This is a genomic window from Agaribacterium haliotis (assembly GCF_002312815.1).
Taxonomy (GTDB): Bacteria; Pseudomonadota; Gammaproteobacteria; order Pseudomonadales; family Cellvibrionaceae; genus Agaribacterium; species Agaribacterium haliotis.
The window spans coordinates 139,265-161,724 of sequence record NZ_NKQJ01000011.1 but is presented as its reverse complement, the minus strand read 5'-3'; the positions used below and the strand labels follow the sequence as shown (position 1 = coordinate 161,724).

Genomic DNA, 22,460 nt, shown 5'->3' with positions numbered 1-22,460 from the left:
TATAATTCTTGAGTGAAAAACATGGCCGTTACAGATACTTCACAGAATCACATACTAGAAGCCGCAGGTTTACATACCACAGCAAGCAGGCGCTCTTTTAAAAAGCAATACCCTGATGCAGGGAAGCTCTACTCAGATACCTACAATGCTCTAGACGATCAAAAACTCAAGCAAAAATTCACCTCTAACAACAAAGAAGAATCAGCCGCCGCCATTATTGCCAGCAAGCGTATGGCAGAAAAGAACCGTAGCTTCGTCAACGCATCAGAAACCAGTGGCAAGCACCAGCAAAAGATTATTGCCAATGCAACGTTTGAAGAAGAGTACAAGGCCGCTCTAAAAGAGATCAAGCAAAATCAGATCGATACTAGCGACCCAGTAGCGCTTGCCGCATTTAGCAAGAACGATCTCAAACAAAGCAAGTCTCAGACTGCTCAACCCAAAACAGCCAGTCATTCTGTCGTATCCAAATGTAAAAAAGAGCTTAAGTGTGAGCTCTCAACATTTTCGATCAATTTAGAGAACGTTTCCGATGAAGCGCCATTTACAATTGTTGATAACTTTTTTGAAAAACGCTCAGGGAAAACCCAGGAACACCTTACCGAAGAAACCCCAATAGATGACCGACCCGCACCAAGCTTAGATCTATTTAAAGATGACTGCCCAAGTGAATATCATATAATCACCGGGAAGCTAAAATATTTCCGCGCTCAAGCAATGATAAAGGCCTCTGGTTCGTGTGACCACGGGCAGGAGAATATTTGTCCTACTGTTAAGGTTATCTGCCAGGAGGCAAAGTTTTCCGGGGGCAAGAATGAGCTAGAGGTCGGCCATGGTGATAAAGCGCTCAAGCAGCTCAACCTAATACCTAAGACCTTAGGCTCGGTAGATGATTGGGCAACATTTCTACGGTTATTAAAAAAGCAAGAAGATGCTATAACACCTGCGAACTACCACTTTTCGGTGCGCAGCCACCAGAAGAATGCGCCATACACAGGCTACCAAACGCTGGTAAAAGCCTATCCTTTTACCTTAATGGCATTCACAACTTCACTAACCTTTGGCAAAAACCCAGAAGCAAAGATTAGCGCATTAGCTCGCTTAGACGATCACGACAAGACAATTTCTTTTTCGACAACACCCAAAGAGGCGCTCAACGACCTAACCGGAACGTCCTGGTTATACAAAACACTAAGAACCTTGCACTTAATCAGCAAGGGTTTTAGTGCACTTGGCGGAAGCGACGATGGAGAAATAATTGATGTCGATAATGCTATCGACACTGACACTGAAGAGCATCTTAAAAACCAAGAAAGTGACAGTGTTGATGCACGAAACTTACCCGTACAAATACACCTGTCTTATCGCCGTATCCTAAAAGCTTTACCTGACAATAGCGGGGTCGGCTTTAAACAAGAATTCTTTATAGCAGGATCCCCGTTACTAAAATACCAAAAAGATATTGACCTCATTCGCCTGCTCTGCAAGACATCTTTATCTGCTGCAAGCTTAGGTGCATCTGACCTTATAAATTATCTGGGGGTTAGTGAGCTTATTGAAGCTTCGTTTAACAATGCAAAAATATTTTTTAAACAAGTAGCTAAAGACATAAAACAAGAAGAAGTTGCCGATGAAGAGGTGGCAGAAACTTTGGAAGGAGACAACGGTGGCAGCACCTCGGTAAAGTGTATTTTAAGCTGCTCACTGGCGATAGAAACTGACAATCCCGGTGCAGGCTTAGTTTTCAAAAAAGAGCCCGGACAAAACCTGCAGTGGGACAAAAAAAGCACCTCTATCTACGGAGGAGGAAACTTTCAAGTCTCAGGTGAAGTTAGCTCCGACCTTAAAATCTTTAAATCCATTGGTTTTGGCTCACTGGTAGATAAAATAGGCGCCAACTTAAATATTCAATCCGCCGACAGCACCGGAGAGGTTCGCTTGGCATTTAATCTTACCGCCGATCCTGGCGAAGCCAATCGCATCTACGATAACGAGAAAAAAGAAGGCCGCACCGATATCGAAAAAGCGGATGATGAGCTAGAGAATGCAAGCGGCCAAGTGCCTGTAGGCTCGCCAGCCGGCTGTAGCTTATCGTTATTATTTTCAGGCATAGGTATCTATATCGAAGCCTATATTACAACAGCGGAAGACCAGAGTGAGACCGACGTAGCAGACACCGAACAAGCTCGCCAGCCAGGCAGGCGTCGACAGGCCGTCAATGAAGCAGATACCAGCAACCAAGCCAGTAAGCAGGTAAAAAAGCGAATTAGTTTCCAAGTAATGAAAGCCAGAGAAAGTAAAGCCAAAAGCTGGCAATTACCCTTTGATAAATTCACAAACTCCTAATTTGTAATTGAGATTCATATGTCATTTCATAAACCTTTTTATTCTTTAAACATTAAGTCAGCCAGGTGCGGATATGTTATTTGTATTAATGGCGCCTATGTTGAAGTACATGAAGACTCGGAGAGTCTAGCAATTGAATACCCAGTCAACCACTGGCTAAAAAACAAACAAAACAATATTGAAGTTTTTTTAAGCACCATTGATGATCCAGAAACAGGTAAGGCTCGAGTCCGCAGAGACGCTGTACTCGAAGTAAGGCTTTATGTAAAAGAAGCCGAATCAAGCGACAAAAGCTTAGTTAGCCAAATAAACTTTGACGCATCCAAACTAAATCGAAAAGATGAAAATGCCATTGATTACGATGCGCTGAACAATATTGATGAGTTCTGTTCTGGCTCCACCACTCCGGGAAGCTACGCCATTGAAAATGGCAAAACTATTGCATCTACTGAGGGTGAATACCGGGTCGGAAGTATTATTGCTCAAAAAGGCAAAAGCAAAGGTTTGTGCTTAACCCAGCCTATCGAGCTGCCGCTGCCCCACCCGGAATGGATGTTTTTCTCTGGTGAAACCCATGAAATTCACTTTAACCTTAGCGACGATGAATGGGAAGACAAACGCACAGAGATGATTGCCGAGTATCAAAAACTATGGGATGCTCTAGAAGCTAAAGATTACGATACTTTTGCAGCCCAAATCTCGGATCGCTGCAAAGAAATTGATTTAGCTTTTTATCGGGACGAAGGTCAAACCTGTAAAAATATCATCCGGAAATTCAAGCTCAACTCTTCTGACCCAGAGTGGCCGTTAAAACCTTTATCCAAGAATTCTCTGGATTATGCCGTCGCCTATAATCAACAAATAGTCTGGATGCATCCTTGGGATAAGCCAATGAGCGGGGCAATTGCGTTAAAGCACACCAAATCCGATATGGTTAATGTCTACCCCCTTGCTTTCGCCAAAATCAACGGCCAATGGAAAATCGTACGTTAACTCCCTACACCATGCTGCAATTTACTGAGACCCAAATCGCCGCGTTAGAAGCCAATAAAAAAGCTGATAACGCGGCAGAAAAAGCCAAAGTTCTCCGCTCTCGCTATGCACGGGTCTTTGAGTTTTATTCCGACCCCCAGTTAGAAAACTGGGTGAAACGCCAGTTTGACTATTTTGAACACACCAGCATTGATACACAAAGTGCAACAGAACAAATACTCGATTTATTTGCCGTGTTTGGAGAACGGTTTGAGCGCTGTGAAAAAAATGACTGGGCTTTAGATATTCTAAACTCCAACTTATACGACGCAGACACCAAAGCCTTTATGCTGCAAAACGAAGTGGCCCGCCGCTATCTCTAGCAAGCGCTCGCCACCTGCGAAGTGCCCAGTGAGTAGCGAAACAGCGCCTAGCGAGCCTTAAGCCAAATCGCAGCCTCTCCCTAGCTCAGGGCCGATAGCCTCAGCGCGGGCTCCCCCGAGCCAAAAGCCCTGTGTTACAATGCGCGGCCCAAAATTCTAATACTCAACACGCCTATCGTTGAGTCTATTCCCAAATTAAGCCGATTGCGGATAGTCCGCTGAGAAACTCATGAGCAAAACTTCTCTGCAGAAAGACAAGATCAAGTTCTTGTTATTAGAAGGCGTGCACGAAAGTGCCGTCGAAACGCTAAACCACGCTGGTTACAACAACGTTGAATACATCAAAACCGCCCTGGTTGGCGATGAGTTGATTGAAAAAATCAAAGATGCCCACTTTGTCGGTATACGCTCGCGCACGCAGCTGAGCAAAGAGGTCATCGAAGCCGCGCCTAAGCTGATTGCCGTCGGTTGTTTCTGCATCGGCACCAACCAAGTCGACTTAACGGCCGCGCAAGAAAACGGCGTCGTGGTATTTAACGCGCCCTACTCCAATACCCGCTCGGTGGCTGAACTGGTCATCGCAGAAGCCATCTTGCTATTGCGCGGTGTGCCGGCCAAAAATGCCGGCTGTCACCGCGGTGAATGGTTAAAAAGCGCTGCCGGCTCGTTTGAGATTCGAGGCAAAACGCTCGGAGTTATCGGTTACGGCAATATCGGCGCCCAGGTAAGTGTGCTCGCTGAAAGCCTCGGCATGCAGGTCATGTTTTACGATGCCATTACTAAGTTGCCACTTGGCAACGCTGAACAGGTAAAAAGCCTGCACGCTCTACTCGCCAAAAGCGACATTGTCACCCTGCATGTTCCCGAGCTCGACTCAACCCAGGACATGATAGGCGCCAGTGAAATTGCCGCGATGAAAGAAGGCGCAATTTTAATTAACGCCTCGCGCGGCACCGTGGTAGATATCGATGCCCTCGCCGCAGCGCTGGAAAGCAAAAAACTAAGCGGCGCCGCGATTGATGTCTTCCCCGTCGAGCCCAAAGCCAACGGTGAAGAATTTGTCAGCCCGCTGCGCGCGTATGACAACGCCATCCTGACGCCGCATATCGGCGGCTCAACCATGGAAGCGCAAGAAAATATCGGCTACGAAGTGGCCGAGAAGCTTATCCGCTACAGCGATAACGGCACCACCACCAGCTCGGTTAACTTCCCCGAAGTTGCCCTGCCGGCGCACAAAAACGTTCACCGCTTGCTGCACGTTCACCACAACCGCCCCGGCATATTAAACGCGATTAACCAAGTTTTTGCCGATCAAGGCATCAATATCAGCGGCCAGTATTTGCAGACCAACGAAAACGTCGGTTATGTAGTGATTGATGTTGACGCCGAGTACAGCGACATCGCTTTAAAACAACTCAAAGCCGTCGAGGGCACCGTTCGCTGCCGTGTACTGTTTTAGGGCCAGTTGACACTAAATTTGTAGAACGTGAGCGCGGCCCGGGCGCTCACTGTAAAAAAGATTCAAAAAAAGCGCCGAGCTTATCAAAGCAAGGCGTTCTCCACGCTGGCGCCTCAGCAACTAAATGGTGGCGCCCGCCGTCTATCATTTGCAAGTGCATGTTTTCGAATTTTTGCCGATAGCGCGGAATATTGTGCCGATAAGCTACGGTTTTATCACCGCTGCCCTGCAGCAATAACACTGGTAGGGAACTCGTCTCAAGCTGATCAAAACCCGCTTCCCAGCGCAGCATCGCCGCCGTCCAGTTTGTCGCTATTTCATTTGCCTGCAGCGGGTCGTGATCGCGCAGAAATTCAACAAAAGCGCGATCGTGGCTGTTGGCGCTGAAACTGCGGCGTACAGTTTTTAACCAGGGGCCAAGCAGTACCTGAGCGAGTTTAATTTGCGACCAGGCCCGCACGCGCAGCAGCGGTGCCAGCAGCGCCATGGAACTAAGCGCCAGTTTATTTTTCAGCACCACTGAGGCGAGAATCGCCGCCCCGGTACTTTGGCCAACAGCAAAGCGCGGCAAATGGGAAGCCGGGAAATACTGCAGCAATTCAAGCAGGCTGTTTTCATACACTTGAAAATCGCTTAGCTCGCCAAACTTGCCAGAACTCAAACCGTGCTCGGGCAAGTCATAGGCAATCACATTAAATTGGCGTTGCAACAGATAGCTAACCAGCGGCAAATACAGGCCAACATGATCAAACAGGCCGTGACAAATCAGCACTTCAGCGCGGGCACCATCACAGCGCCACTGGTGTGCCGCAAGTTCGTAACCTTCAACCGCTAAACTGCCCATCTCGTAGCTGTGCGCACTCGCGATCACCGCATCAAAGCCGTAAATCTGAAAATATTGAGCTAAGCCAACAGGCCACTGCTGTTCGCCCGGCAGCGGCGCGTAGGCCGGCAGGCAGTTTTTGAGCGAGTTAACAAAAGTGTGCTTGGCCTTTGTATCGATGCTTGTCACTATATTTACCGACTCCTAAAATCTTGAACCCGACCCTCTACCCGACAATGGCCCATGCACCTGCGCCCTCAAGTACAAACACTAAAATTATGACTCGAGCTCTGGCTTTTTTTCTGATCTTTTTATGCTCCTGCAGCAATGCAGACAGCAAAACAGCAAACAAAAACAACACGGCAAACACAGCAACAAAAGTTGTCGCCGGCTGGGTGGAGCGGGTCTGTATAGAGGGCCTGCAAGAGCCAATCAAAGCCAAGCTCGACAGCGGCGCAAAAACCTCATCTATCTACGCTGAGAATATCAAACCCTATAAGAAAGATGGCAAAAATCGCGTTGAGTTCACACTAGTGTTGAACGACAGCAATAAAAAAGTGCATCGCATCAAACTCGACAAGCCGCGCTCGCGCAAGGTCAAGATCAAAAATCACGACGGCGTGCACGATAGACGCGTAACGGTCGAGCTCGACATCAGCTTCAACAACAAAGTCGAGCGCGCTGAATTTACCCTTGTTGATCGCAGTGAATACATTTATCCGATTTTGCTTGGCCGGCGCTACTTAGGCTCGCGAGTACTGATCGACCCCGGCCAAACATTTTTAAAGCCAAGCACCTGCTCGCCTTAAGCATTCGCCCAAAGCAGCGCTAATAACACTTGGCCAGGGGCACCGGCACGTAAACCTTTCCTCGCGCCCGGTGCTCAACGCGGTAGCATTCACCATAAGCATTGCGCCAGTAACTAATAGCGCCATGGCGCTTGCCACGGTGGTGAGTATGAGAAGAGTGATGGTTATGCGAGGCATAATAACCATCGGCCGTCAAAGCCCCAAGCGCATAGCCCGCCCAAAAATGATCTGCCCGGTGCCGCTTGTGGGCGCGCCGCTGGTGTTTTTTGCTGTGTTTTTTATAGTAACTCGGAGCCGTACCCCGATAAGTTCTTGCATGCGCGGAGCGATGCTTGGCGTTGGGCGCAGCCTGGTGTCGATAATAGCTGTGTTGCTGCTGACGGCTTCGGTGGCGATTGTGGGCGTCTAGCTGGCGCTGACGTTTATCCTGCCTGGTGCTATCGCGCTGCTGATGCCGCTCGTAGTTGTGATCGACACCTCGCTGGCGCTGCTCATCGGCAATCAGAGGCGCGCTGCTGATAAGTAAAAAAACAACAATGCTGACTTTGTTCATAAAAGCTCTCCTTTCTTTGCATTGAATCTCTGCAATGAAAAAAGAGCCTAAGTCACGCTGACTGAATACGGCATGAACTGGCCAGTGCAGCATCGGGGTAAAGCACAGTTACCGCACTGTAGTCGTCACCGGTAAAAGAGCAATAGGGTAATAGAAAAGTCACCAGCAGATACTAAGACCTGCCGGCAATTACACCTATTAGTGTTCGGTTTCCGTAGCCTGCTGCTGTTCAGCCATTTGCTGCATAGCCTGAACATAAAGCGCATCAAAGTTAATAGGCGGCAGCATCAGTGGTGGGAAGCCCCCGCGCGTCACCAAATTATCAATAGCTTCGCGCGCATAAGGGAACAAAATCTGCGGGCACTGAGAGCTTAACAGTTGTTTCAGCGGCTGCTCGTCGAGCCCTTTTACTGCAAACAAACCGGCCTGATGCACTTCAACCAAAAACGCCGCCTTGCCTTCTTCTGCATCGACTTTAATTGTCAGGTTCAGCACCACCTCGTAGAGGTCATCTTTGACACGGCTGATTTCGGTATTCAAATCCTGATTGACTTTAGGCTGCCACTTGCCACCCACACTCAGACCATTGGGCGCTTCAAAAGAGCAGTCTTTCATGTAGATACGTTGAATTCCAAATTGTACTTGCTGGCCTTCGGCAGCAGCTTGAGTTGTCTCGTCAGTCATTTTCTTACCTTGAGCCGCATCTTTGCGGCGTTGTTATTTACGGCGCGCCCAAAAGCGCAGAGCAGATAGTCAGCGCGCTGCCAGCCTCTAAGCTTGGGGCGCACTAGAAAATTTCAAGTCAGCTCGGCGGCCAGCAGTTGATCGAGCTTGCCGGCCCGCTCCAGAGCGTAAAGCTCGTCGCAGCCACCGACATAGCTTGCACCTATCCATATTTGCGGCACCGTCGGCGAACCGGTTTTTTTGTACAGGCGCTGGCGCGCGGCGCGATCTCCATCAACGGCGGTTTCGTCAAACTGCTGGCCCTTTTGTTTTAACAGCTGCTTGGCGCGCACGCAGTATGGACAGAAACGGGTGGTGAAAATCTTGATCTTGGCCATATTAAGCTTTAACAAGCGGCAAGTTCTGCGCCTGCCATTCCATAATGCCGCCCTGCAGACGAACGACGTTAAAGCCTTTCTCTTTCAAACTCTTGGCCGCTGTGCCGGCGTGCTGCCCCATCTTATCGATTAGCACCAGCGTAGAGTTTTTGTGTTTGTCGAGCTCGGCACTTTGATCGGCAAGCTTGGCAAACGGAATGTTGATCGAATCGACGATATGACCGGCCTTAAAATCATCTTTGTCTCGAATATCAATAAGCACTGCTTCGCCGGCATTGACCAGGCGAGTCACTTCGTGGTGACTGAGGCTGGCACCACCTCGGCGGCGCTCAAGCACAACAAATGCGGCCAGCAAGACAGCCAGAATCGTAATTAACAGCCACTGTTCGGCGACAAAAACCCAAATATCCACACTAGAACTCGCTTTTGAAATAAAGGCGGCGAGTATACACGAAGCATCGCGGACTTTTTATACACAGAGCTTTGTACGCCAAAGCTTGAGCAAGATCTAAGCAATAACTAGCCGCCGGGGCTGGAGTTCCGTAAAATACGGCACCACACAAGAGGCTGGCTGGACTTTTCTTAAAGAAACACCTTAAGTAAAAGACTCAAGCCCTCAGGTCGCACTGCGGCAACTGGAAAGCCCCCCAACGCCCGCCCTTCAAACTGCTTTGGCTACAGGCATTTGTTGGTGCAAGGCCCCGTTTATCAGAGACTTAAGACGGTAAGTTCATGACCGAAGCGAAAAAACCCGTTGCCCTGATCATCCTCGATGGTTACGGCTACACCGATGTTGAAAAATACAACGCCATCAAAAACGCCAATGCTCCTGTAATGAAAGAGCTAATGGCCAAAGGCCCGCGCACCCTGATCGGCACCAGCGGCCTCAGTGTTGGCCTGCCGGAAGGCCAGATGGGTAATTCCGAAGTCGGCCACATGACGCTCGGCGCCGGCCGCGTGGTTTATCAAAACTACACGCGCATCAACAAGGCGATTGCCGATGGCGACTTTTTCACCAATGAAGCCTACGTCAAAGCCGTCGACAGCGCTGTTAGCGCCGATAAGGCTGTACACATTCTCGGCCTGCTGAGCTCTGGCGGCGTACACAGCCACGAAGACCATATTTTGGCGATGATGGAGCTGGCCGCCAAACGCGGTGCAAAGAAAATTTATTTGCACGCCATGCTCGACGGCCGCGATGTGCCGCCGCGCAGCGCCGAAGGCCCGCTCAGTAAAGCCAGCGCCAAGTTTGAAGAGCTCGGTGTCGGCCGCATCGCCAGCATTATCGGCCGCTTCTACGCGCTGGACCGCGACAACCGCTGGGACCGCGTAGAAAAAAGCTACAACCTTATGGTCGACGGCGAAGCCGAATACACCGCTAAAACCGCCGTTGAAGGCCTGAACGCTGCCTACGAGCGCGACGAAAATGACGAGTTTGTCGCCGCTACCGCCATCGTTGACGGCGAAGGTAAGGTCGCCAAAATCGAAGACGGCGACAGCGTTATTTTCATGAACTTCCGCCCCGACCGCGCGCGCCAAATCACCCGCACCTTAGTTAACAAAGACTTCGACGGTTTCGAGCGCAAGCGCGTAGCCGAGCTCGCCGACTTTGTTATGACCACCGAGTACGCGGCCGATATTAAAACCAGCTGTGCTTTCCCGCCGGAGAACATCACCAACAGTTTCGGTGAAGTTCTGGCCAAAGCCGGTAAAACTCAGCTGCGCATTGCCGAAACTGAAAAGTACGCCCACGTGACTTTTTTCTTCAGCGGCGGCCAGGAAGAGCTTTACGACGGTGAAGATCGCATTCTGGTACCCTCACCAAAAGTTGAAACTTACGATCAGCAGCCGGAAATGAGCGCACCGGAAGTTACTGAAAAGCTGGTTGAAGCAATTAAAAGCGGTAAATACGACGCGATTGTCTGCAACTACGCCAACTGTGACCAGGTCGGTCACACCGGTGTCTACGACGCGGCGATTAAAGCCGTTGAAGCTGTGGACGAGTGCCTCGCCAAAGTCTTTGCTGCACTCGAAGAAGTCGGCGGCGAAGCGCTGGTCACGGCCGATCACGGCAACGTTGAAGAAATGTACGACGAAGCCGCCGGCCAGCCGCACACCCAGCACACCACCTTCCCTGTTCCTCTGCTTTACGTTGGCCAGCGCCAGTTGAGCCTCAAAGATGGCGGTAGCCTGGCCGATATCGCGCCGTCGCTGCTGACCTTGCTCGGTATGGAGCAGCCAGCCGAGATGAACGGCCAGAGCCTGATCGAGGAAAACTGAAGTGCTTAAGAACAAGGGATTGTTCAAATCCGGCCTGCGCCACAGCGCGCGCAGGCTGCTTGTTTGCTGCTGCCTGTGTTTTGCTGCGGCAGCGACTGCAAGTTTTGCCAACAGCGGTATGAGCGAACAAGAGCAGGCAAAGTTCGAAGAAATCAAACGCAAAATCGACAAACTAAAAAAAGAGCTTGAGCAAACCAAAAGCTCGCGCGACAACCTGCAAAAAGAGCTCGAAAACAATGAAAAGAATATTCGTCAGCTCAACGATAAGACCGACGAGTTAAAACAAGAACTCGACAACAAGCAGAGTAAACTCGACGATCTCAGGAGCAACCTCGCTGGCCTGAATAAAAAAAAAAGCGAGCAGAGTCATTTAGTTAAAGACTACATCAACGCGGCCTATCGCCTCGGTCAAAAAAGCGAACTGCAGCTGCTGCTCAACCAGCAGGATCCCGCCGAAGTTCAGCGCATGCTCAAGTACTACCAGAGCTTCAGCAGTGAGCGCCACAAATTAATTGGCGAGTTTGCCCAAACCGTCGCCGAGCTCAAGCGCATAGAACCCGAGATTGCCGCAACCACAGACAAGCTCAAAACCACCTACAGCGCACTGCAAGCCGAGCGCAAGGCCCTGCGCCAGAGCCAGAGCCAGCGCAAACAAACCCTGCGAAAACTCGAAGGCGAATACAGCAACCAGCAGCACAAGCTCGCCGGTTTAAAGAGCGACAGACAGCGGCTCGAAAAACTGCTGAATCATGTTTACGAAGAAATAAACGCCCAGGAACTCAGCGCAGACATCAGTGACTTTGCCAAACTCAAAGGCCGCCTGCCCAAACCGACCAACGGTAAAACCCTCAACCGGTACGGCAGTCGACGCGCCGGCAGCCAATTGAGCTGGCAAGGCTTGGAGTTTGCTGCCAGCAAAGGCAGTAAGATCATTGCCGTACACCACGGACAAGTGGTATTTTCCGATTATCTGCGCGGACACGGCTTATTACTCGTGGTTGACCACGGCAATGGCTATATGTCGCTCTACGCTCACGCCGACAAACTCTACAAAGATATCGGCGAGTGGGTTGAAGCCGGGGAAACCATCGCCAGTGTAGGAAACACTGGCGGTCGCCGCGATGCAGCGCTGTACTTTGAGCTGCGCCACAACGGTAAGCCTACCAACCCGAATTCGTGGTTCAAACGCGCATAACGATAACGAGCTTTAGAGGGAAAATCCTTGCCCAGCCTAATTTTTCGTCAACTGGCCTTAGGCACGCTGTTCAGCCTGAGTCTGGCGAGCACTGCTGAGAATACAACTCCGCCCCCTCAGCAAGAGGCCCCAATAAAAATTGAAGCCCTGCCACTGGAAGAGCTGCGCATCTTCACTCAAGTTTATAGCGGCGTTCGCGCAAGTTATATTGAAGAGCTCGACGATAAAACTCTGCTCGAATACGCCATCAAAGGCATACTCAGCGAACTCGACCCTCACAGCGCCTATCTCGATGCCTCAAGTTTTGACGATCTGCAGGTGCAAACCACCGGCGAATTTGGCGGGCTCGGCATCGAAGTCGGTATGGAAGACGGCTATATCAAAGTCATTTCACCGATCGACGACACGCCAGCCGAGCGCGCCGGTGTCGAAGCGGGCGATCTGATTATTAAACTCGACGGCAACAGTGTTAAAGGCAAGAGCCTCGACGAAGCCATCGAAAGCATGCGCGGCCCCAAAGGCACCGATATCGTTATTACCATTGTGCGCGAAGGTGAAGCCCAGCCGTTTGACCTGACCCTAACCCGCGATGTTATTAAAGTGCGCAGTGTGCGCAGCGGTGTACGCGACGAATACTACGGCTACATTCGTGTCGCCCAGTTTCAGCTGCACTCTGGTGACGACGTCGCCGCGGCACTTAAAGAGCTGCAAGAGGCCAGCTCTGAACTCAAAGGTTTGGTACTGGATCTGCGCAACAACCCCGGCGGCGTACTCAGCGCGGCGGTCGACATGGTTGATGTTTTCTTAGACGGCGGCCTGGTTGTCTACACCGAAGGGCGCGTCGAGGGCAGCAAAAAACAATATTACGCCGAAGCGGGCGACCAGAGTCAGGGCCTGCCTATTATTGTCCTGATCAACGATGGCTCGGCTTCAGCATCTGAGATTGTCGCCGGCGCGCTGCAGGATCACGGCCGGGCACTGGTGCTTGGCACACGCAGCTTTGGCAAAGGTTCAGTGCAAAGTGTTATTCCTATCTCGGAAGATCGCGCGATTAAACTCACGACCTCGCGCTATTACACCCCTAATGGCCGCTCCATTCAGGCCCAGGGCATCGAACCGGATATCAGTGTTGAACGTGTGCGTGTCACGGCCGTGCAGCCTCGCGCACGCTATACCGAAGCCGACCTCAGCGGCCATTTGAGCAACAGCAATGGCGGCGAAGAAAGCCGAGCCAAAGATCGCAACAGCTCAGATACCGATCTGCAAAACCAGGACAGCCAGCTCTACGAGGCACTGAACTTGCTCAAAGGCCTGGCCCTGTTTAATAAAAAAGACAAAACCCTGCCCACCGATGTTGAACAAGGCGACGATAAGCAGGCCGCACTTTGAGGGCAACACTGCTTACCTTTGCGCTGCTAGCCGGCTTGAGTGCCTGTAATAAACAGGCCGAGCCGGAGCCCTCAAAACAAGAGCTAAGACAAGAGCAAGAAGCCGCGCCGCTTATACAGCAAAACCATCAGCCAGTTGGCGCCCGCGCAATGGCCGCAAGCCCTATCGCAACTGCAGTTTCCAAGCCGAGCCCAAATCATAGAAAGCAAGTACTTACAAACTCCGAAGCTCAGGCGCCAGAAACGATATCTGAGCAAGAGAGCGCTCCGCCCAAGATCGTGATTATTATCGACGACCTCGGCTACGACCTCGAAGGCTCAAAAAAACTTGCTCAATTACTCTACCCACTGACACTCGCCATTATTCCCAATTCACCTCACGCCCAGCGCGCCGCCGAACTGGCCATTGAGGCCGGGCACGAGCTTATTTTGCACATCCCTATGGAACCGTTAAACACGGACAAGTGGGAAGACGGGCTCAATACCAGCATGGATAAAACAAGCTTTGATGCCGCTCTAAAGCAACTTCTCGAGCAACATCCGTGGGTGGTCGGTGTCAACAACCACGGCGGCAGCAAGCTTACTGCCGACCGCGAGCGCATGGATTGGCTGATGCAAAGCCTGGCCGACAAAGAGCTGTTTTTTATCGACAGCCGCACGAATGCCGCCTCGCAAGCCGCAAACGCAGCGCTCGCAGCGGGCTTGCCACACTCAGAGCGCGACGTGTTTATCGATCACGAAATCAGTGCCGAAGCCATCGGCCAAGCTTTTGTAAGGCTGCGCAAGATTGCGCGGCAACACGGCCAGGCAATCGCCATTGGCCACCCTCACGATCTAACCCTCAATGCCTTGCGCAACGAGCTTCCGGCACTTGAAAAAGAGGGCTTTGAACTGCATTACGCCTCTGAAGCGCTTAATATAAACCGTAAACAAAGCCCAGAACTGGCGCTTGGCACAGCAAAAACCCAAAGCTTGGCCAAACCTCTAGCGAACCCAGCAAGCAAGCCCCGTTAGCAGCTTGTTCTAGTTTTTGCGTAATAGACAACAGCTTAATCCGCCAAATGCACGTTTTTGTCACTACATTTGATCGAATTTGTCAGTGACTTAGACAGAAACTGTGCCATGCTTGCAAGGGCTTGTTTGCACCGCCTCACGGGGCTATAGTGATCTGTAGCGAATACATAGATGACTTAAGCGCCAGCAGTTTTTATTCAACGACATCAATCCTGAAGATAAACTAACGGCAAGCAAGCGCGAACATCTTCTGGTTTCGCAACTCAACTGGGCCCAAGGGCCTGATGATTAAGCACTATGGATAGCAGCTTAGGAGGTACACCATGAACCGTATCGGTGAACAGCACGACATTTCCCCCAAACGCAGTAGCCGCTTTTTCCAGGAAGAAGGTTATTGGTACTACAACACTCGTGAAGGCGTTGCTATTGGCCCCTTCGACACACTTTGCGAAGCAGAAACGGGTGTTAGCGACTTTATCGACTTTGTTCTTCACGCCGGCCCGTCAGTCAGCCAGACCCTGTCAAACTACGCGCCATCGGCCGCCTAACAAAGCGCCCAAACTGTGAATTTCTAAATAAAAAGCCCCTGGCTCAACACTGAGCCAGGGGCTTTTTTATAATCAACTAAGACCAGGCAAAAGCAGTTACAAGCGAACCTCAATACCGCGTTCAGCCATGTGTTGCTTGGCTTCGGCGATGCTGTATTCACCAAAATGAAAAATGCTCGCTGCCAGTACGGCATCGGCACCAGCCAAATCAACACCATCGGCCAGGTGGTCGAGATTACCTACACCGCCAGAGGCGATCACCGGCACATCGACCGCATCGACCACGGCCTTGGTCAATTCAATATCGTAACCGTTTTTAGTGCCATCGCCGTCCATACTGGTCAGCAAAATTTCACCGGCGCCAAAATCGGCCATTTTTTTAGCCCATTCAACCGCGTCAATACCCGTGCCTTTGCGGCCGCCGTGAGTGAAGATTTCCCACTTGCCCGGCTCACCGGCTTTGCTAACCCGCCGTGCGTCAATCGCAACAACAATACACTGGGCACCGAACTTCTCAGAAGCTTCGCGCACAAACTCCGGGCGCTTTACCGCAGCGGAGTTAATGCCGACTTTATCGGCCCCGGCGTTGAGCATACAGCGGATATCGGACAGCTCGCGTATGCCGCCGCCAACGGTCAGCGGGATAAATACTTCGGCGGCAATTTTCTCGACCGTATGCACGGTGGTGTCGCGACCTTCGTGCGTGGCGGTGATATCGAGAAAGGTAATCTCATCGGCACCGGCTTCGTTGTAGCGCTTGGCAACCTCTACCGGGTCACCGGCATCGCGGATATCGATAAACTGCACACCTTTAACTACGCGACCGTTGTCGACATCGAGGCAGGGGATAATTCGTTTAGCGAGCGCCATGTCAGTACCTATTACTATGCCTATTTAGAGTTCTGGTCGCAGTAGCTCTGGGCATCTGCAACATCGAGGGTGCCTTCGTAAATCGCGCGGCCAGTGATCGCCCCGCTGATACCGCGCGCACTGACGGCGCTCAAAGCTTTGATATCATCCATATTAGTGATGCCACCGGAGGCGATAACCGGAATACTTGAGGCTTCAGCCATGGCCAGAGTCGCTTCGACATTGACACCCTGCATCATGCCGTCGCGGGCGATGTCGGTGTAGACAATTTCGTTGACGCCGTCCTGCTCAAAACGCTTGGCAAGTTCGGTGGCTTTAACCGAGCTGACTTCAGCCCAGCCGTCAGTGGCAACAAGGCCATCTTTTGCGTCGAGCCCAACAATAATGTGGCCGGGGAAACGCTTGCACATTTCGGTCACAAATTCGGGCTCTTTTACCGCCTTAGTACCGATAATCAGGTAGTTAACACCGGCCTCTAAATACGCTTCGATGGTTTCGGCGCTGCGGATGCCACCGCCGATCTGAATAGGAAGCTCTGGGTAGGCCTTGGAGATTGCGGTGACGATTTCCCCGTTGACGGGTTTGCCGTCAAAGGCGCCGTTCAGGTCGACAAGGTGTAGGCGGCGACAGCCGGCGTCTACCCATTTTGCAGCCATGGATACCGGGTCGTCGGAGAAGACTGTGCTGTCTTCCATCAGGCCCTGACGCAGTCGTACACAGGCGCCATCTTTAAGATCAATCGCAGGAATAATTAACATACTTACTACCTGTAGTTGGGCTCAGCACTTCGATATCCGGCCTTGGCGGGGCGCCCTACTCAGACTCGCCGTAAACCCATCCTTGGGGGCTCAGCCGCGACATCCTGTCGCAGATGGTCTGATTAGGGCGCCCCGCCAAGACCTCAGTTCGGGTGCCAAATCCAGTTAGAACTAAAGTTCTGATAAAAATAAAACTTAGAAACTACCGTCCCAAGCAACAAAATTCTTTAACAGCTGTAAACCGGCATCGTGACTTTTTTCCGGGTGGAATTGGGTCGCAAAAACGTTGTCTTTGACTACAGCCGCGGTGAAATCGAGGCCGTAGTGGCAGCGCCCGGCTTCGATGCTTTGTTCGTTCAAACGCACAAAGTAGCTGTGCACAAAATAAAAGCGGCTCTGGTCGTTGATGCCGTGCCACAGCGGGTGCTCGAGTACGCGTTGCACTTGGTTCCAGCCCATGTGGGGAACCTTGTGCTTGTTGTAGCTCGAGGTTTGCAAAAAACGCTCATTTTTCGAGAAAAACTCAACGTCGCCGTCGAAATGAGCTAGGCAGTCGACACCACCGTTTTCTTGGCTTTGTTTCATCAGAGCTTGCATGCCAACACAGATCGCCAGCAGAGGTTTGCCGCTGGCGATTTCATCGGCAACAAGCTGGTCAAAACCCAAGCGGCGTATTTCGGCCATGCAGTCACGGATTGCGCCAACGCCGGGGAAGAGCACTTTATCGGCGTTTTTTACAACCTGGTGGTCGCTGGTCACATGAACTTGGGCATCCGGGGCGACTTTGTGAATAGCCGAGGCAACCGAATGCAGGTTGCCCATGCCGTAGTCAATTACCGCAATGCTTGTCATAGCGTGCCCTTGGTGGATGGCATAATATCGCCGAGGCGCTCGTCTTTGGCCATGGCCATGCGCAGGGCGCGGCCAAATGCTTTGAATACGGTTTCGGCCTGGTGGTGGGCGTTGTCACCGCGCAGGTTGTCGATGTGCAAAGTCACCTGGGCGTGATTGACAAAACCGCGGAAAAATTCCAGAAACAGTTCGGTATCAAAGTTGCCAATGCGTTTTTGGGTAAAAGGAATGTGCATTTCAATGCCCGGGCGACCACTGAAGTCGATCACCACTCGCGACAGTGAACCATCGAGCGGCACGTAAGAGTGGCCGTAACGCACGATGCCTTTTTTATCACCCAGGGCCTGGTTGATCGCCTTGCCAAAGGTAATGCCAATATCTTCAACTGTGTGGTGATCGTCAATGTGGGTATCGCCATTGCAATACACATCCATATCAATCAGGCCGTGGCGGGCGATCTGATCCATCATGTGCTCGAGAAAAGGCACACCGGTGTCAAACTTCGCATTGCCTTTGCCATCGATGTTCAACTCGATTTTTATTTGAGTTTCAGAAGTGTCGCGGCTAACGATCGCGGTACGTGCTGTCATGAAGCTTACTCACACATTGGAAAGCAGCGAATTATAGCCTTTTGCTCGGCTCGGCACATCTATTGATATCCATCAAATTGGCGCCAGCTAAGAGGCGTAAAGTAGCACTCAACAAATTCATTAACAGAAGATAAACAAAGATGAGCGAAGCCGTATTTGTTTCCGGCCTTGGCATGTGGATCAGCCTCGGCGGTATTGCTGTCATTGGTCTGGTTGGTGGTGCTCTGTTGGTGTACTGCGAAAAACTGGCCGCCAAGAATCGTCCAGCACACTAAAACTCTGCAAAGAATGACAGGGGCCCACGATTTAAGCTGGGCTTCTAGCGACCCCTCGGTAGGTGCTCCATCTCTCACCTACCCTCGGCATCGAAGGATGCCATGGGCGCAGGATGCGCCCACCCCTTTGATGGGTTTTGCTCGGGAAGATTGTTAGCTTCCCTGATAGACAGGGCAAAATCCTCGGGCTCCGGCCGTTTCGGAAACCTTTTATTGAAGGCGAAGCGGATTAGATCACGGAGCCCACATTATTTGGTGGCGGCCCAAGGTGCATACGCGCAGCTGTCACCACCGACTTGGCGGGTTCTTAGCCTCCCGCCAGGTTCTTCTCGGTGAACCAGAGCCTACCGCTCTGATTGAAGCTCTCGCAGTAAGCGCTCGGTTCACCGCTACTTTGCCTTGTTCGGCCCCGTTCAAATTATTCTTGTTCAAAGCTAACGCCTATGCGACTCTGTTGCGCCTCATACGGGCGGCACTATGAATAGCAAGGTTGACTTAAATACACAGCCATCGGCGGCATCCACAGCAAAAACTTTTTCCGCGCCCCGACAGCTGCGTGTGGCCCTGCTCGGTTATCGCAGCCACCCTTTTGTCGGCGGCCAGGGCATCTACCTAAAATACTTAAGCCGCGCGTTAAAACGCGCCGGACACAAACCTATTGTCTTTAGTGGCCCCCCCTACCCCGATATCGACGCAGACATTGAGTTGGTCAAAGTACCGAGCCTGGATTTATACGCAAAAGAAAAACCGCTGCGCAGCCTAAAAGCCAAGCACCTGCTGAGTTTTAGCGACAGCTATGAGTGGTGGAGCAAATTGAGCGGAAGTTTTGCCGAGCCCTACTGCTTTGCCCGGCGGGTGCTCAAGCTCATAAAAAACCACGACGTCGACATTGTGCACGACAACCAAAGCCTGGCTTCGCCTTTACTCACCCTGCAAAACAAAGGTTATAAAGTTGTCAGTACCATCCACCACCCGGTGCACAGAGACAGAGAACTGGCGCTGAGTGAAACCAGGGATAAGACTTGGCGCCTGTTGATTCGTCGCTGGTATAGTTTTATAAAAATGCAGGAACACGTGGTCAAAAAACTTGAGCATGTGATTACGGTGAGCAAACAAAGCCAAAAAGATATTGCTCATTATTTTAATCGAGCTCAAGAAAAAACCACGGTTATCAGCAACGGCATCGACACCGACACCTTCCGCCCTCTCAGCAATATAGACTGTGAGCATTACACACTGTTTTGCACCAGCTCAAGCGATCAAGCTTTAAAAGGTATTGGCAGCCTATTTGACGCTGTGTTTTTATTAAAAGATAAATACCCCAAACTAAAGCTGGTTTTACTCGGCGAGTTAAAAAAAGGCGGGGCCAATGAAAAGCGGCTAAAAAAGCTTAAGCTTGAAAAACACATTGTATTTAAGCAGGCTTTGAGCACCGATCAATTAGTGCAGCAGTACAATCGCAGCGCGCTGGTTATTTGCCCCTCACTCTATGAAGGTTTTGGCCTGCCCGCGGCAGAGGCTCTCGCCTGTGGCCGAACCGTTGTCAGCAGCGATGGCGGCGCCTTGCCCGAAGTGCTCGGAGACGCAGGTTTTATCTATCCTGCCGGCGACAGCAAAAAACTTGCCCTGCTGATAGAGCAACTTTTAGATAGGCCCGAGCTTAGAAAACAAGCCGAACTAAAAGCGCGCCAGCACGCTTTAAAGAATTTCTGCTGGCAGCGTGTTGCCGAATCTTTGCAAACTTATTATCTGCATATGCTCGAGGCAAACTAAATTGGAAACCATCGATATTCAAAGCCTTGCCATTGAGCCCGGTGCGCGCGTACTTGATCTCGGCTGCGGCGAGGGGCGCCACAGTATTGCCTGCCAATTTTATTTCCCCGCTGCCCACGTTGTTGCACTGGATTTAAATCTTGGCGACCTAAAACGCGCTCAAACTAAGCAAGAGCAATTTCAGCAACTAAATTCAGCAGCAAGTAGCAAAGATAGCTTAAATATATCCAGTTATTTGTGTGCAGACGCTTACAAACTGCCATTTAAAGAGCACAGCTTTGAGCATGTTATTTGCTCTGAAGTGCTTGAGCACATCGACGACTACCAGCAGGTACTCAATGAAATCACACGCTGCCTAAAACCCGGTGGCAGTCTGAGTGTCAGTGTACCCGCGCGCTGGCCAGAGCAACTGTGCTGGGCCTTAAGCAAGGCCTACCACCAAGTCGAAGGTGGGCACCTTAGAATCTTCAAAAAAAATGAACTCGAGCAAGCAATACAGCAGAGAAAATTTCAAAAACTACGCAAGCATAAAGCTCACGCCCTACACAGCCCCTATTGGTGGCTGCGCTGCTTATTCTGGCGCCAAGGCGAAGATTTTCTCCTGTGCCGCCTCTACCATAAAATACTGGTCTGGGATTTATTAAAACGCCCGCTGCTTACCCGCAGCCTGGAGAAACTGCTCAACCCTGTATTAGGCAAAAGCCAAGTAAGCTATTTTATTAAACATGACTGAAGCAACAGCCGAACAAATACAGCGCTCCCTCTACAAAGCGTATAACTATATTAAAAGCTGCCAACTCGAAAGCGGCGCTGTACCCTGGTTTGCAGGTGCCAAGCTCGACCCCTGGGATCACTGCGAAGCGCTTATGGCCCTGTCTATATACAAAGATTGGCAAGCGGTAGAGCGCGGTTTTTTGTGGCTCGAACAACAGCAAAATCCCGACGGCTCCTGGTACGCCTGTTATTTAGGCGACAACAATCTTGAATTCGGCAGCGGCGGCAATAAACAAGACCGCTTAAAAATTGAAACTAACTTTGTGGCCTATGCCGCTACAGCGCTGTGGCACTTTTGGCTTTGCAGCGGCAATACCGAACAGGCATCGCGCTTTTTTCCAATGATCGCCCGCGCAATAAATTTTGTCTGTAAACAGCAAAGCTCAGAGGGTGATATCCAGTGGGCTCTGTCGAGCTGCGAAAAACTCAACAAAGATGCCCTGCTAACCGCCTGCAGCTCTATCTTGCGCTCGCTAGAGTGCGCTATTTATTTAGCCGAGCTGCTCAAGCAGCCATATCAAGACTGGCTGCAAAGCTACCGGCAACTGAAAGAAACAATCCGCAACAAACCCTGGCGTTTTGACCGCAGCTGGCCGAGCAAAGAACGCTTCAGCATGGATTGGTTTTACCCCGTGCTCTCCGGCGCCTTAAGTGCTCAAGAGGCAAAGCTGCGCCTTACCCAAAGCTGGGATAAATTTGTTCACAGCGACTACGGTTGTCGCTGCGTTAGCGACGAGCCGTGGATAACCGTTGCAGAAAGCAGCGAGCTCGTAATCGCCCTGGTCGCGGCCGAACAGCACAGCAAAGCTGAAACACTCTTGCGGCAATTACTGCGCTGGCAAGACGGCGATGGAGGCTTCTGGACCGGCTATCAATTTCAAAGCCGGCAAATATGGCCCAGAGAAAAACCCAGCTGGACCAGCGCCGCAGTGATACTCGCCGCAGATGCCCTGTGGGCTTTGAGCCCGGCCAATAAGCTGTTTACGACTACAAACGCGCTATTTGCGGCGCAGCACAGCTAGCGAACCGAGCTGCTCTTCAAACACAAAGTCGCCACCATCAAGCACCGCCTGCATAGCCAGTCGCGGCCCCTGGCCGCCAAGTTCCGGGCTCGGATAAATGTCGTGAATGGCGAGCACGGCGCCGGCAAGCAGGTGCTGACTCCAACCCAAACAATCGTCCATCGCCATTTTTTCACTGTGGCCGCCGTCTATAAATACCAAACCCAGCGCAGTGGCCCAGTGTCGCCGCGCCTGCTCGGAACTGGCAATCACCGGAATTACCACATCTTCAATATCGGCACCAAGCAAGGTACGACAGAACTCGGGATAGGTATTCATACGCCCAAGCTCGGCATCAAATAACTCTTTGTCATGATAGAGCTCTCCGGGCTGATGCTCTTCCGATCCGCGGTGGTGATCGATAGCGTAGAGCGTATTTAAACTGCGCTTACAGGCAGAGCCCAGAAAAACCGTCGATAAGCCACAGTAGCTGCCAAGCTCCATACAGGGCCCAATATCGGCAACATCAAGCGCCAAGCGATATAAAAGCTCACCTTCATTTTCCGCGAGAAAACCTTTGCTCGGTCGGTATTTTGCGATACTCATAAAAATTTTCGTTAAAAAGCTAAGTATCATACAACTTAAATTAAAAACTGTAACAATCATATCAATACCAAAACCGCGATTGAAACTGCGCCCTGTTTTGGTTTTGGCCGTACCATTTAGCTACATGTAA

24 protein-coding genes are annotated in these 22,460 nt (G+C 51.1%); 14 read left to right on the top strand and 10 right to left on the bottom strand.

Annotation, left to right across the window (positions count from 1 at the left end):
- Positions 1-21 precede the first annotated feature (21 nt).
- The 4 genes from CFK45_RS13830 to serA all read left to right on the top strand — a co-directional run bounded on the left by CFK45_RS13830 (position 22) and on the right by serA (position 5,160).
- Positions 22-2,346, top strand: a complete 2,325-nt coding sequence (locus CFK45_RS13830; RefSeq protein WP_096087034.1) for a YdeI/OmpD-associated family protein — start codon at positions 22-24, stop codon at positions 2,344-2,346.
- 18 nt (positions 2,347-2,364) lie between these two features.
- A complete protein-coding gene (locus CFK45_RS13825; protein WP_096087033.1) occupies positions 2,365-3,339 on the top strand; it encodes a hypothetical protein in 975 nt (324 codons plus the stop codon).
- On the top strand, positions 3,321-3,701 hold the full coding sequence (locus tag CFK45_RS13820) for a hypothetical protein (RefSeq protein WP_143247595.1): 381 nt from the start codon (positions 3,321-3,323) through the stop codon (positions 3,699-3,701). Before CFK45_RS13825 ends, CFK45_RS13820 begins: the two co-directional genes overlap by 19 nt.
- Before the next feature lie 229 nt (positions 3,702-3,930).
- Positions 3,931-5,160 carry a phosphoglycerate dehydrogenase gene (gene serA / locus CFK45_RS13815; protein WP_096087031.1) on the top strand — a complete coding sequence of 410 codons (1,230 nt, stop codon included), beginning with the start codon at positions 3,931-3,933 and terminating at the stop codon, positions 5,158-5,160.
- Between the two features lie 46 nt (positions 5,161-5,206).
- Here serA and CFK45_RS13810 read toward each other — a convergent pair whose 3' ends face one another.
- A complete protein-coding gene (locus tag CFK45_RS13810) occupies positions 5,207-6,172 on the bottom strand; it encodes an alpha/beta fold hydrolase (protein WP_096087030.1) in 966 nt (321 codons plus the stop codon).
- Positions 6,173-6,261: 89 nt separating this feature from the next.
- Here CFK45_RS13810 and CFK45_RS13805 point away from each other — a divergent pair, with 89 nt between their 5' ends.
- Positions 6,262-6,792 carry an ATP-dependent zinc protease family protein gene (locus CFK45_RS13805; RefSeq protein ID WP_158224710.1) on the top strand — a complete coding sequence of 177 codons (531 nt, stop codon included), beginning with the start codon at positions 6,262-6,264 and terminating at the stop codon, positions 6,790-6,792.
- 19 nt (positions 6,793-6,811) lie between these two features.
- On the opposite strand, the gene CFK45_RS13800 is transcribed toward CFK45_RS13805, so the two are convergent.
- The 4 genes from CFK45_RS13800 to CFK45_RS13785 all read right to left on the bottom strand — a co-directional run bounded on the left by CFK45_RS13800 (position 6,812) and on the right by CFK45_RS13785 (position 8,818).
- A complete protein-coding gene (locus CFK45_RS13800) occupies positions 6,812-7,345 on the bottom strand; it encodes a hypothetical protein (RefSeq protein WP_096087028.1) in 534 nt (177 codons plus the stop codon).
- Positions 7,346-7,543: 198 nt separating this feature from the next.
- Positions 7,544-8,029 (bottom strand): protein-export chaperone SecB, encoded by a 486-nt coding sequence (gene secB, locus CFK45_RS13795; RefSeq protein WP_096087027.1) that lies wholly within the window; start codon positions 8,027-8,029, stop codon positions 7,544-7,546.
- A gap of 113 nt (positions 8,030-8,142) precedes the next feature.
- A complete protein-coding gene (grxC, locus tag CFK45_RS13790; RefSeq protein WP_096087026.1) occupies positions 8,143-8,406 on the bottom strand; it encodes a glutaredoxin 3 in 264 nt (87 codons plus the stop codon).
- Between the two features lies 1 nt (position 8,407).
- Entirely contained in the window at positions 8,408-8,818 is a 411-nt protein-coding gene (locus tag CFK45_RS13785; protein WP_096087025.1) for a rhodanese-like domain-containing protein, read from the bottom strand.
- Between the two features lie 320 nt (positions 8,819-9,138).
- Between CFK45_RS13785 and gpmI the strand changes: the two genes are divergently transcribed.
- The 5 genes from gpmI (at position 9,139) to CFK45_RS13760 (ending at position 14,831) form a co-directional block, all read left to right on the top strand.
- On the top strand, positions 9,139-10,686 hold the full coding sequence (gene gpmI, locus CFK45_RS13780; protein ID WP_096087024.1) for a 2,3-bisphosphoglycerate-independent phosphoglycerate mutase: 1,548 nt from the start codon (positions 9,139-9,141) through the stop codon (positions 10,684-10,686).
- Between the two features lies 1 nt (position 10,687).
- Positions 10,688-11,881 carry a murein hydrolase activator EnvC family protein gene (locus CFK45_RS13775; protein ID WP_096087023.1) on the top strand — a complete coding sequence of 398 codons (1,194 nt, stop codon included), beginning with the start codon at positions 10,688-10,690 and terminating at the stop codon, positions 11,879-11,881.
- A 27-nt stretch (positions 11,882-11,908) separates the two neighbouring features.
- Positions 11,909-13,270: a S41 family peptidase gene (locus CFK45_RS13770; RefSeq protein WP_239923690.1), complete on the top strand. Its 1,362-nt coding sequence runs from the start codon at positions 11,909-11,911 to the stop codon at positions 13,268-13,270.
- Positions 13,267-14,283 carry a divergent polysaccharide deacetylase family protein gene (locus CFK45_RS13765; protein ID WP_096087022.1) on the top strand — a complete coding sequence of 339 codons (1,017 nt, stop codon included), beginning with the start codon at positions 13,267-13,269 and terminating at the stop codon, positions 14,281-14,283. The genes CFK45_RS13770 and CFK45_RS13765 overlap by 4 nt, the downstream gene beginning before the upstream one ends.
- A gap of 323 nt (positions 14,284-14,606) precedes the next feature.
- On the top strand, positions 14,607-14,831 hold the full coding sequence (locus tag CFK45_RS13760; RefSeq protein WP_096087021.1) for a DUF6316 family protein: 225 nt from the start codon (positions 14,607-14,609) through the stop codon (positions 14,829-14,831).
- Between the two features lie 96 nt (positions 14,832-14,927).
- Here the strand turns inward: CFK45_RS13760 and hisF are convergent, their stop codons facing one another.
- The 4 genes from hisF to hisB all read right to left on the bottom strand — a co-directional run bounded on the left by hisF (position 14,928) and on the right by hisB (position 17,901).
- A complete protein-coding gene (hisF, locus tag CFK45_RS13755) occupies positions 14,928-15,701 on the bottom strand; it encodes an imidazole glycerol phosphate synthase subunit HisF (RefSeq protein WP_096087020.1) in 774 nt (257 codons plus the stop codon).
- Positions 15,702-15,721: 20 nt separating this feature from the next.
- Positions 15,722-16,459: a 1-(5-phosphoribosyl)-5-[(5-phosphoribosylamino)methylideneamino]imidazole-4-carboxamide isomerase gene (gene hisA, locus CFK45_RS13750; RefSeq protein ID WP_096087019.1), complete on the bottom strand. Its 738-nt coding sequence runs from the start codon at positions 16,457-16,459 to the stop codon at positions 15,722-15,724.
- A gap of 195 nt (positions 16,460-16,654) precedes the next feature.
- Positions 16,655-17,311: an imidazole glycerol phosphate synthase subunit HisH gene (gene hisH / locus CFK45_RS13745; protein ID WP_096087018.1), complete on the bottom strand. Its 657-nt coding sequence runs from the start codon at positions 17,309-17,311 to the stop codon at positions 16,655-16,657.
- On the bottom strand, positions 17,308-17,901 hold the full coding sequence (hisB, locus tag CFK45_RS13740; protein WP_096087017.1) for an imidazoleglycerol-phosphate dehydratase HisB: 594 nt from the start codon (positions 17,899-17,901) through the stop codon (positions 17,308-17,310). The genes hisH and hisB overlap by 4 nt, the downstream gene beginning before the upstream one ends.
- A gap of 140 nt (positions 17,902-18,041) precedes the next feature.
- Between hisB and CFK45_RS18815 the strand changes: the two genes are divergently transcribed.
- From CFK45_RS18815 to CFK45_RS13725, 4 genes are all read left to right on the top strand, one after another.
- The gene (locus CFK45_RS18815) at positions 18,042-18,176 is read left to right on the top strand and encodes a hypothetical protein (protein WP_275655699.1); all 135 of its coding nucleotides are present in this window, start codon (positions 18,042-18,044) and stop codon (positions 18,174-18,176) included.
- 477 nt (positions 18,177-18,653) lie between these two features.
- A complete protein-coding gene (locus CFK45_RS13735; RefSeq protein WP_096087016.1) occupies positions 18,654-19,949 on the top strand; it encodes a glycosyltransferase family 4 protein in 1,296 nt (431 codons plus the stop codon).
- 1 nt (position 19,950) lies between these two features.
- Positions 19,951-20,682: a class I SAM-dependent methyltransferase gene (locus CFK45_RS13730; protein WP_096087015.1), complete on the top strand. Its 732-nt coding sequence runs from the start codon at positions 19,951-19,953 to the stop codon at positions 20,680-20,682.
- Entirely contained in the window at positions 20,675-21,745 is a 1,071-nt protein-coding gene (locus CFK45_RS13725; protein ID WP_096087014.1) for a prenyltransferase/squalene oxidase repeat-containing protein, read from the top strand. The genes CFK45_RS13730 and CFK45_RS13725 overlap by 8 nt, the downstream gene beginning before the upstream one ends.
- Here CFK45_RS13725 and CFK45_RS13720 read toward each other — a convergent pair.
- Positions 21,722-22,330 (bottom strand): class I SAM-dependent methyltransferase, encoded by a 609-nt coding sequence (locus CFK45_RS13720; protein WP_096087085.1) that lies wholly within the window; start codon positions 22,328-22,330, stop codon positions 21,722-21,724. The genes CFK45_RS13725 and CFK45_RS13720 overlap by 24 nt on opposite strands.
- Positions 22,331-22,460: the final 130 nt, after the last annotated feature.

Coding starts and splice junctions, on each gene's coding strand:
- secB (WP_096087027.1), bottom strand. CDS start 8,029: ATGACTGACGAGACAACTCAAGCTGCTGCCGAAGGCCAGCAAGTACAA.
- CFK45_RS13805 (WP_158224710.1), top strand. CDS start 6,262: ATGACTCGAGCTCTGGCTTTTTTTCTGATCTTTTTATGCTCCTGCAGC.
- gpmI (WP_096087024.1), top strand. CDS start 9,139: ATGACCGAAGCGAAAAAACCCGTTGCCCTGATCATCCTCGATGGTTAC.
- hisH (WP_096087018.1), bottom strand. CDS start 17,311: ATGACAAGCATTGCGGTAATTGACTACGGCATGGGCAACCTGCATTCG.
- CFK45_RS13825 (WP_096087033.1), top strand. CDS start 2,365: ATGTCATTTCATAAACCTTTTTATTCTTTAAACATTAAGTCAGCCAGG.
- CFK45_RS13735 (WP_096087016.1), top strand. CDS start 18,654: ATGAATAGCAAGGTTGACTTAAATACACAGCCATCGGCGGCATCCACA.
- hisF (WP_096087020.1), bottom strand. CDS start 15,701: ATGGCGCTCGCTAAACGAATTATCCCCTGCCTCGATGTCGACAACGGT.
- serA (WP_096087031.1), top strand. CDS start 3,931: ATGAGCAAAACTTCTCTGCAGAAAGACAAGATCAAGTTCTTGTTATTA.
- grxC (WP_096087026.1), bottom strand. CDS start 8,406: ATGGCCAAGATCAAGATTTTCACCACCCGTTTCTGTCCATACTGCGTG.
- CFK45_RS13760 (WP_096087021.1), top strand. CDS start 14,607: ATGAACCGTATCGGTGAACAGCACGACATTTCCCCCAAACGCAGTAGC.
- CFK45_RS13830 (WP_096087034.1), top strand. CDS start 22: ATGGCCGTTACAGATACTTCACAGAATCACATACTAGAAGCCGCAGGT.
- hisA (WP_096087019.1), bottom strand. CDS start 16,459: ATGTTAATTATTCCTGCGATTGATCTTAAAGATGGCGCCTGTGTACGA.
- CFK45_RS13800 (WP_096087028.1), bottom strand. CDS start 7,345: ATGAACAAAGTCAGCATTGTTGTTTTTTTACTTATCAGCAGCGCGCCT.
- CFK45_RS18815 (WP_275655699.1), top strand. CDS start 18,042: ATGAGCGAAGCCGTATTTGTTTCCGGCCTTGGCATGTGGATCAGCCTC.
- CFK45_RS13725 (WP_096087014.1), top strand. CDS start 20,675: ATGACTGAAGCAACAGCCGAACAAATACAGCGCTCCCTCTACAAAGCG.
- hisB (WP_096087017.1), bottom strand. CDS start 17,901: ATGACAGCACGTACCGCGATCGTTAGCCGCGACACTTCTGAAACTCAA.
- CFK45_RS13820 (WP_143247595.1), top strand. CDS start 3,321: ATGGAAAATCGTACGTTAACTCCCTACACCATGCTGCAATTTACTGAG.
- CFK45_RS13720 (WP_096087085.1), bottom strand. CDS start 22,330: ATGAGTATCGCAAAATACCGACCGAGCAAAGGTTTTCTCGCGGAAAAT.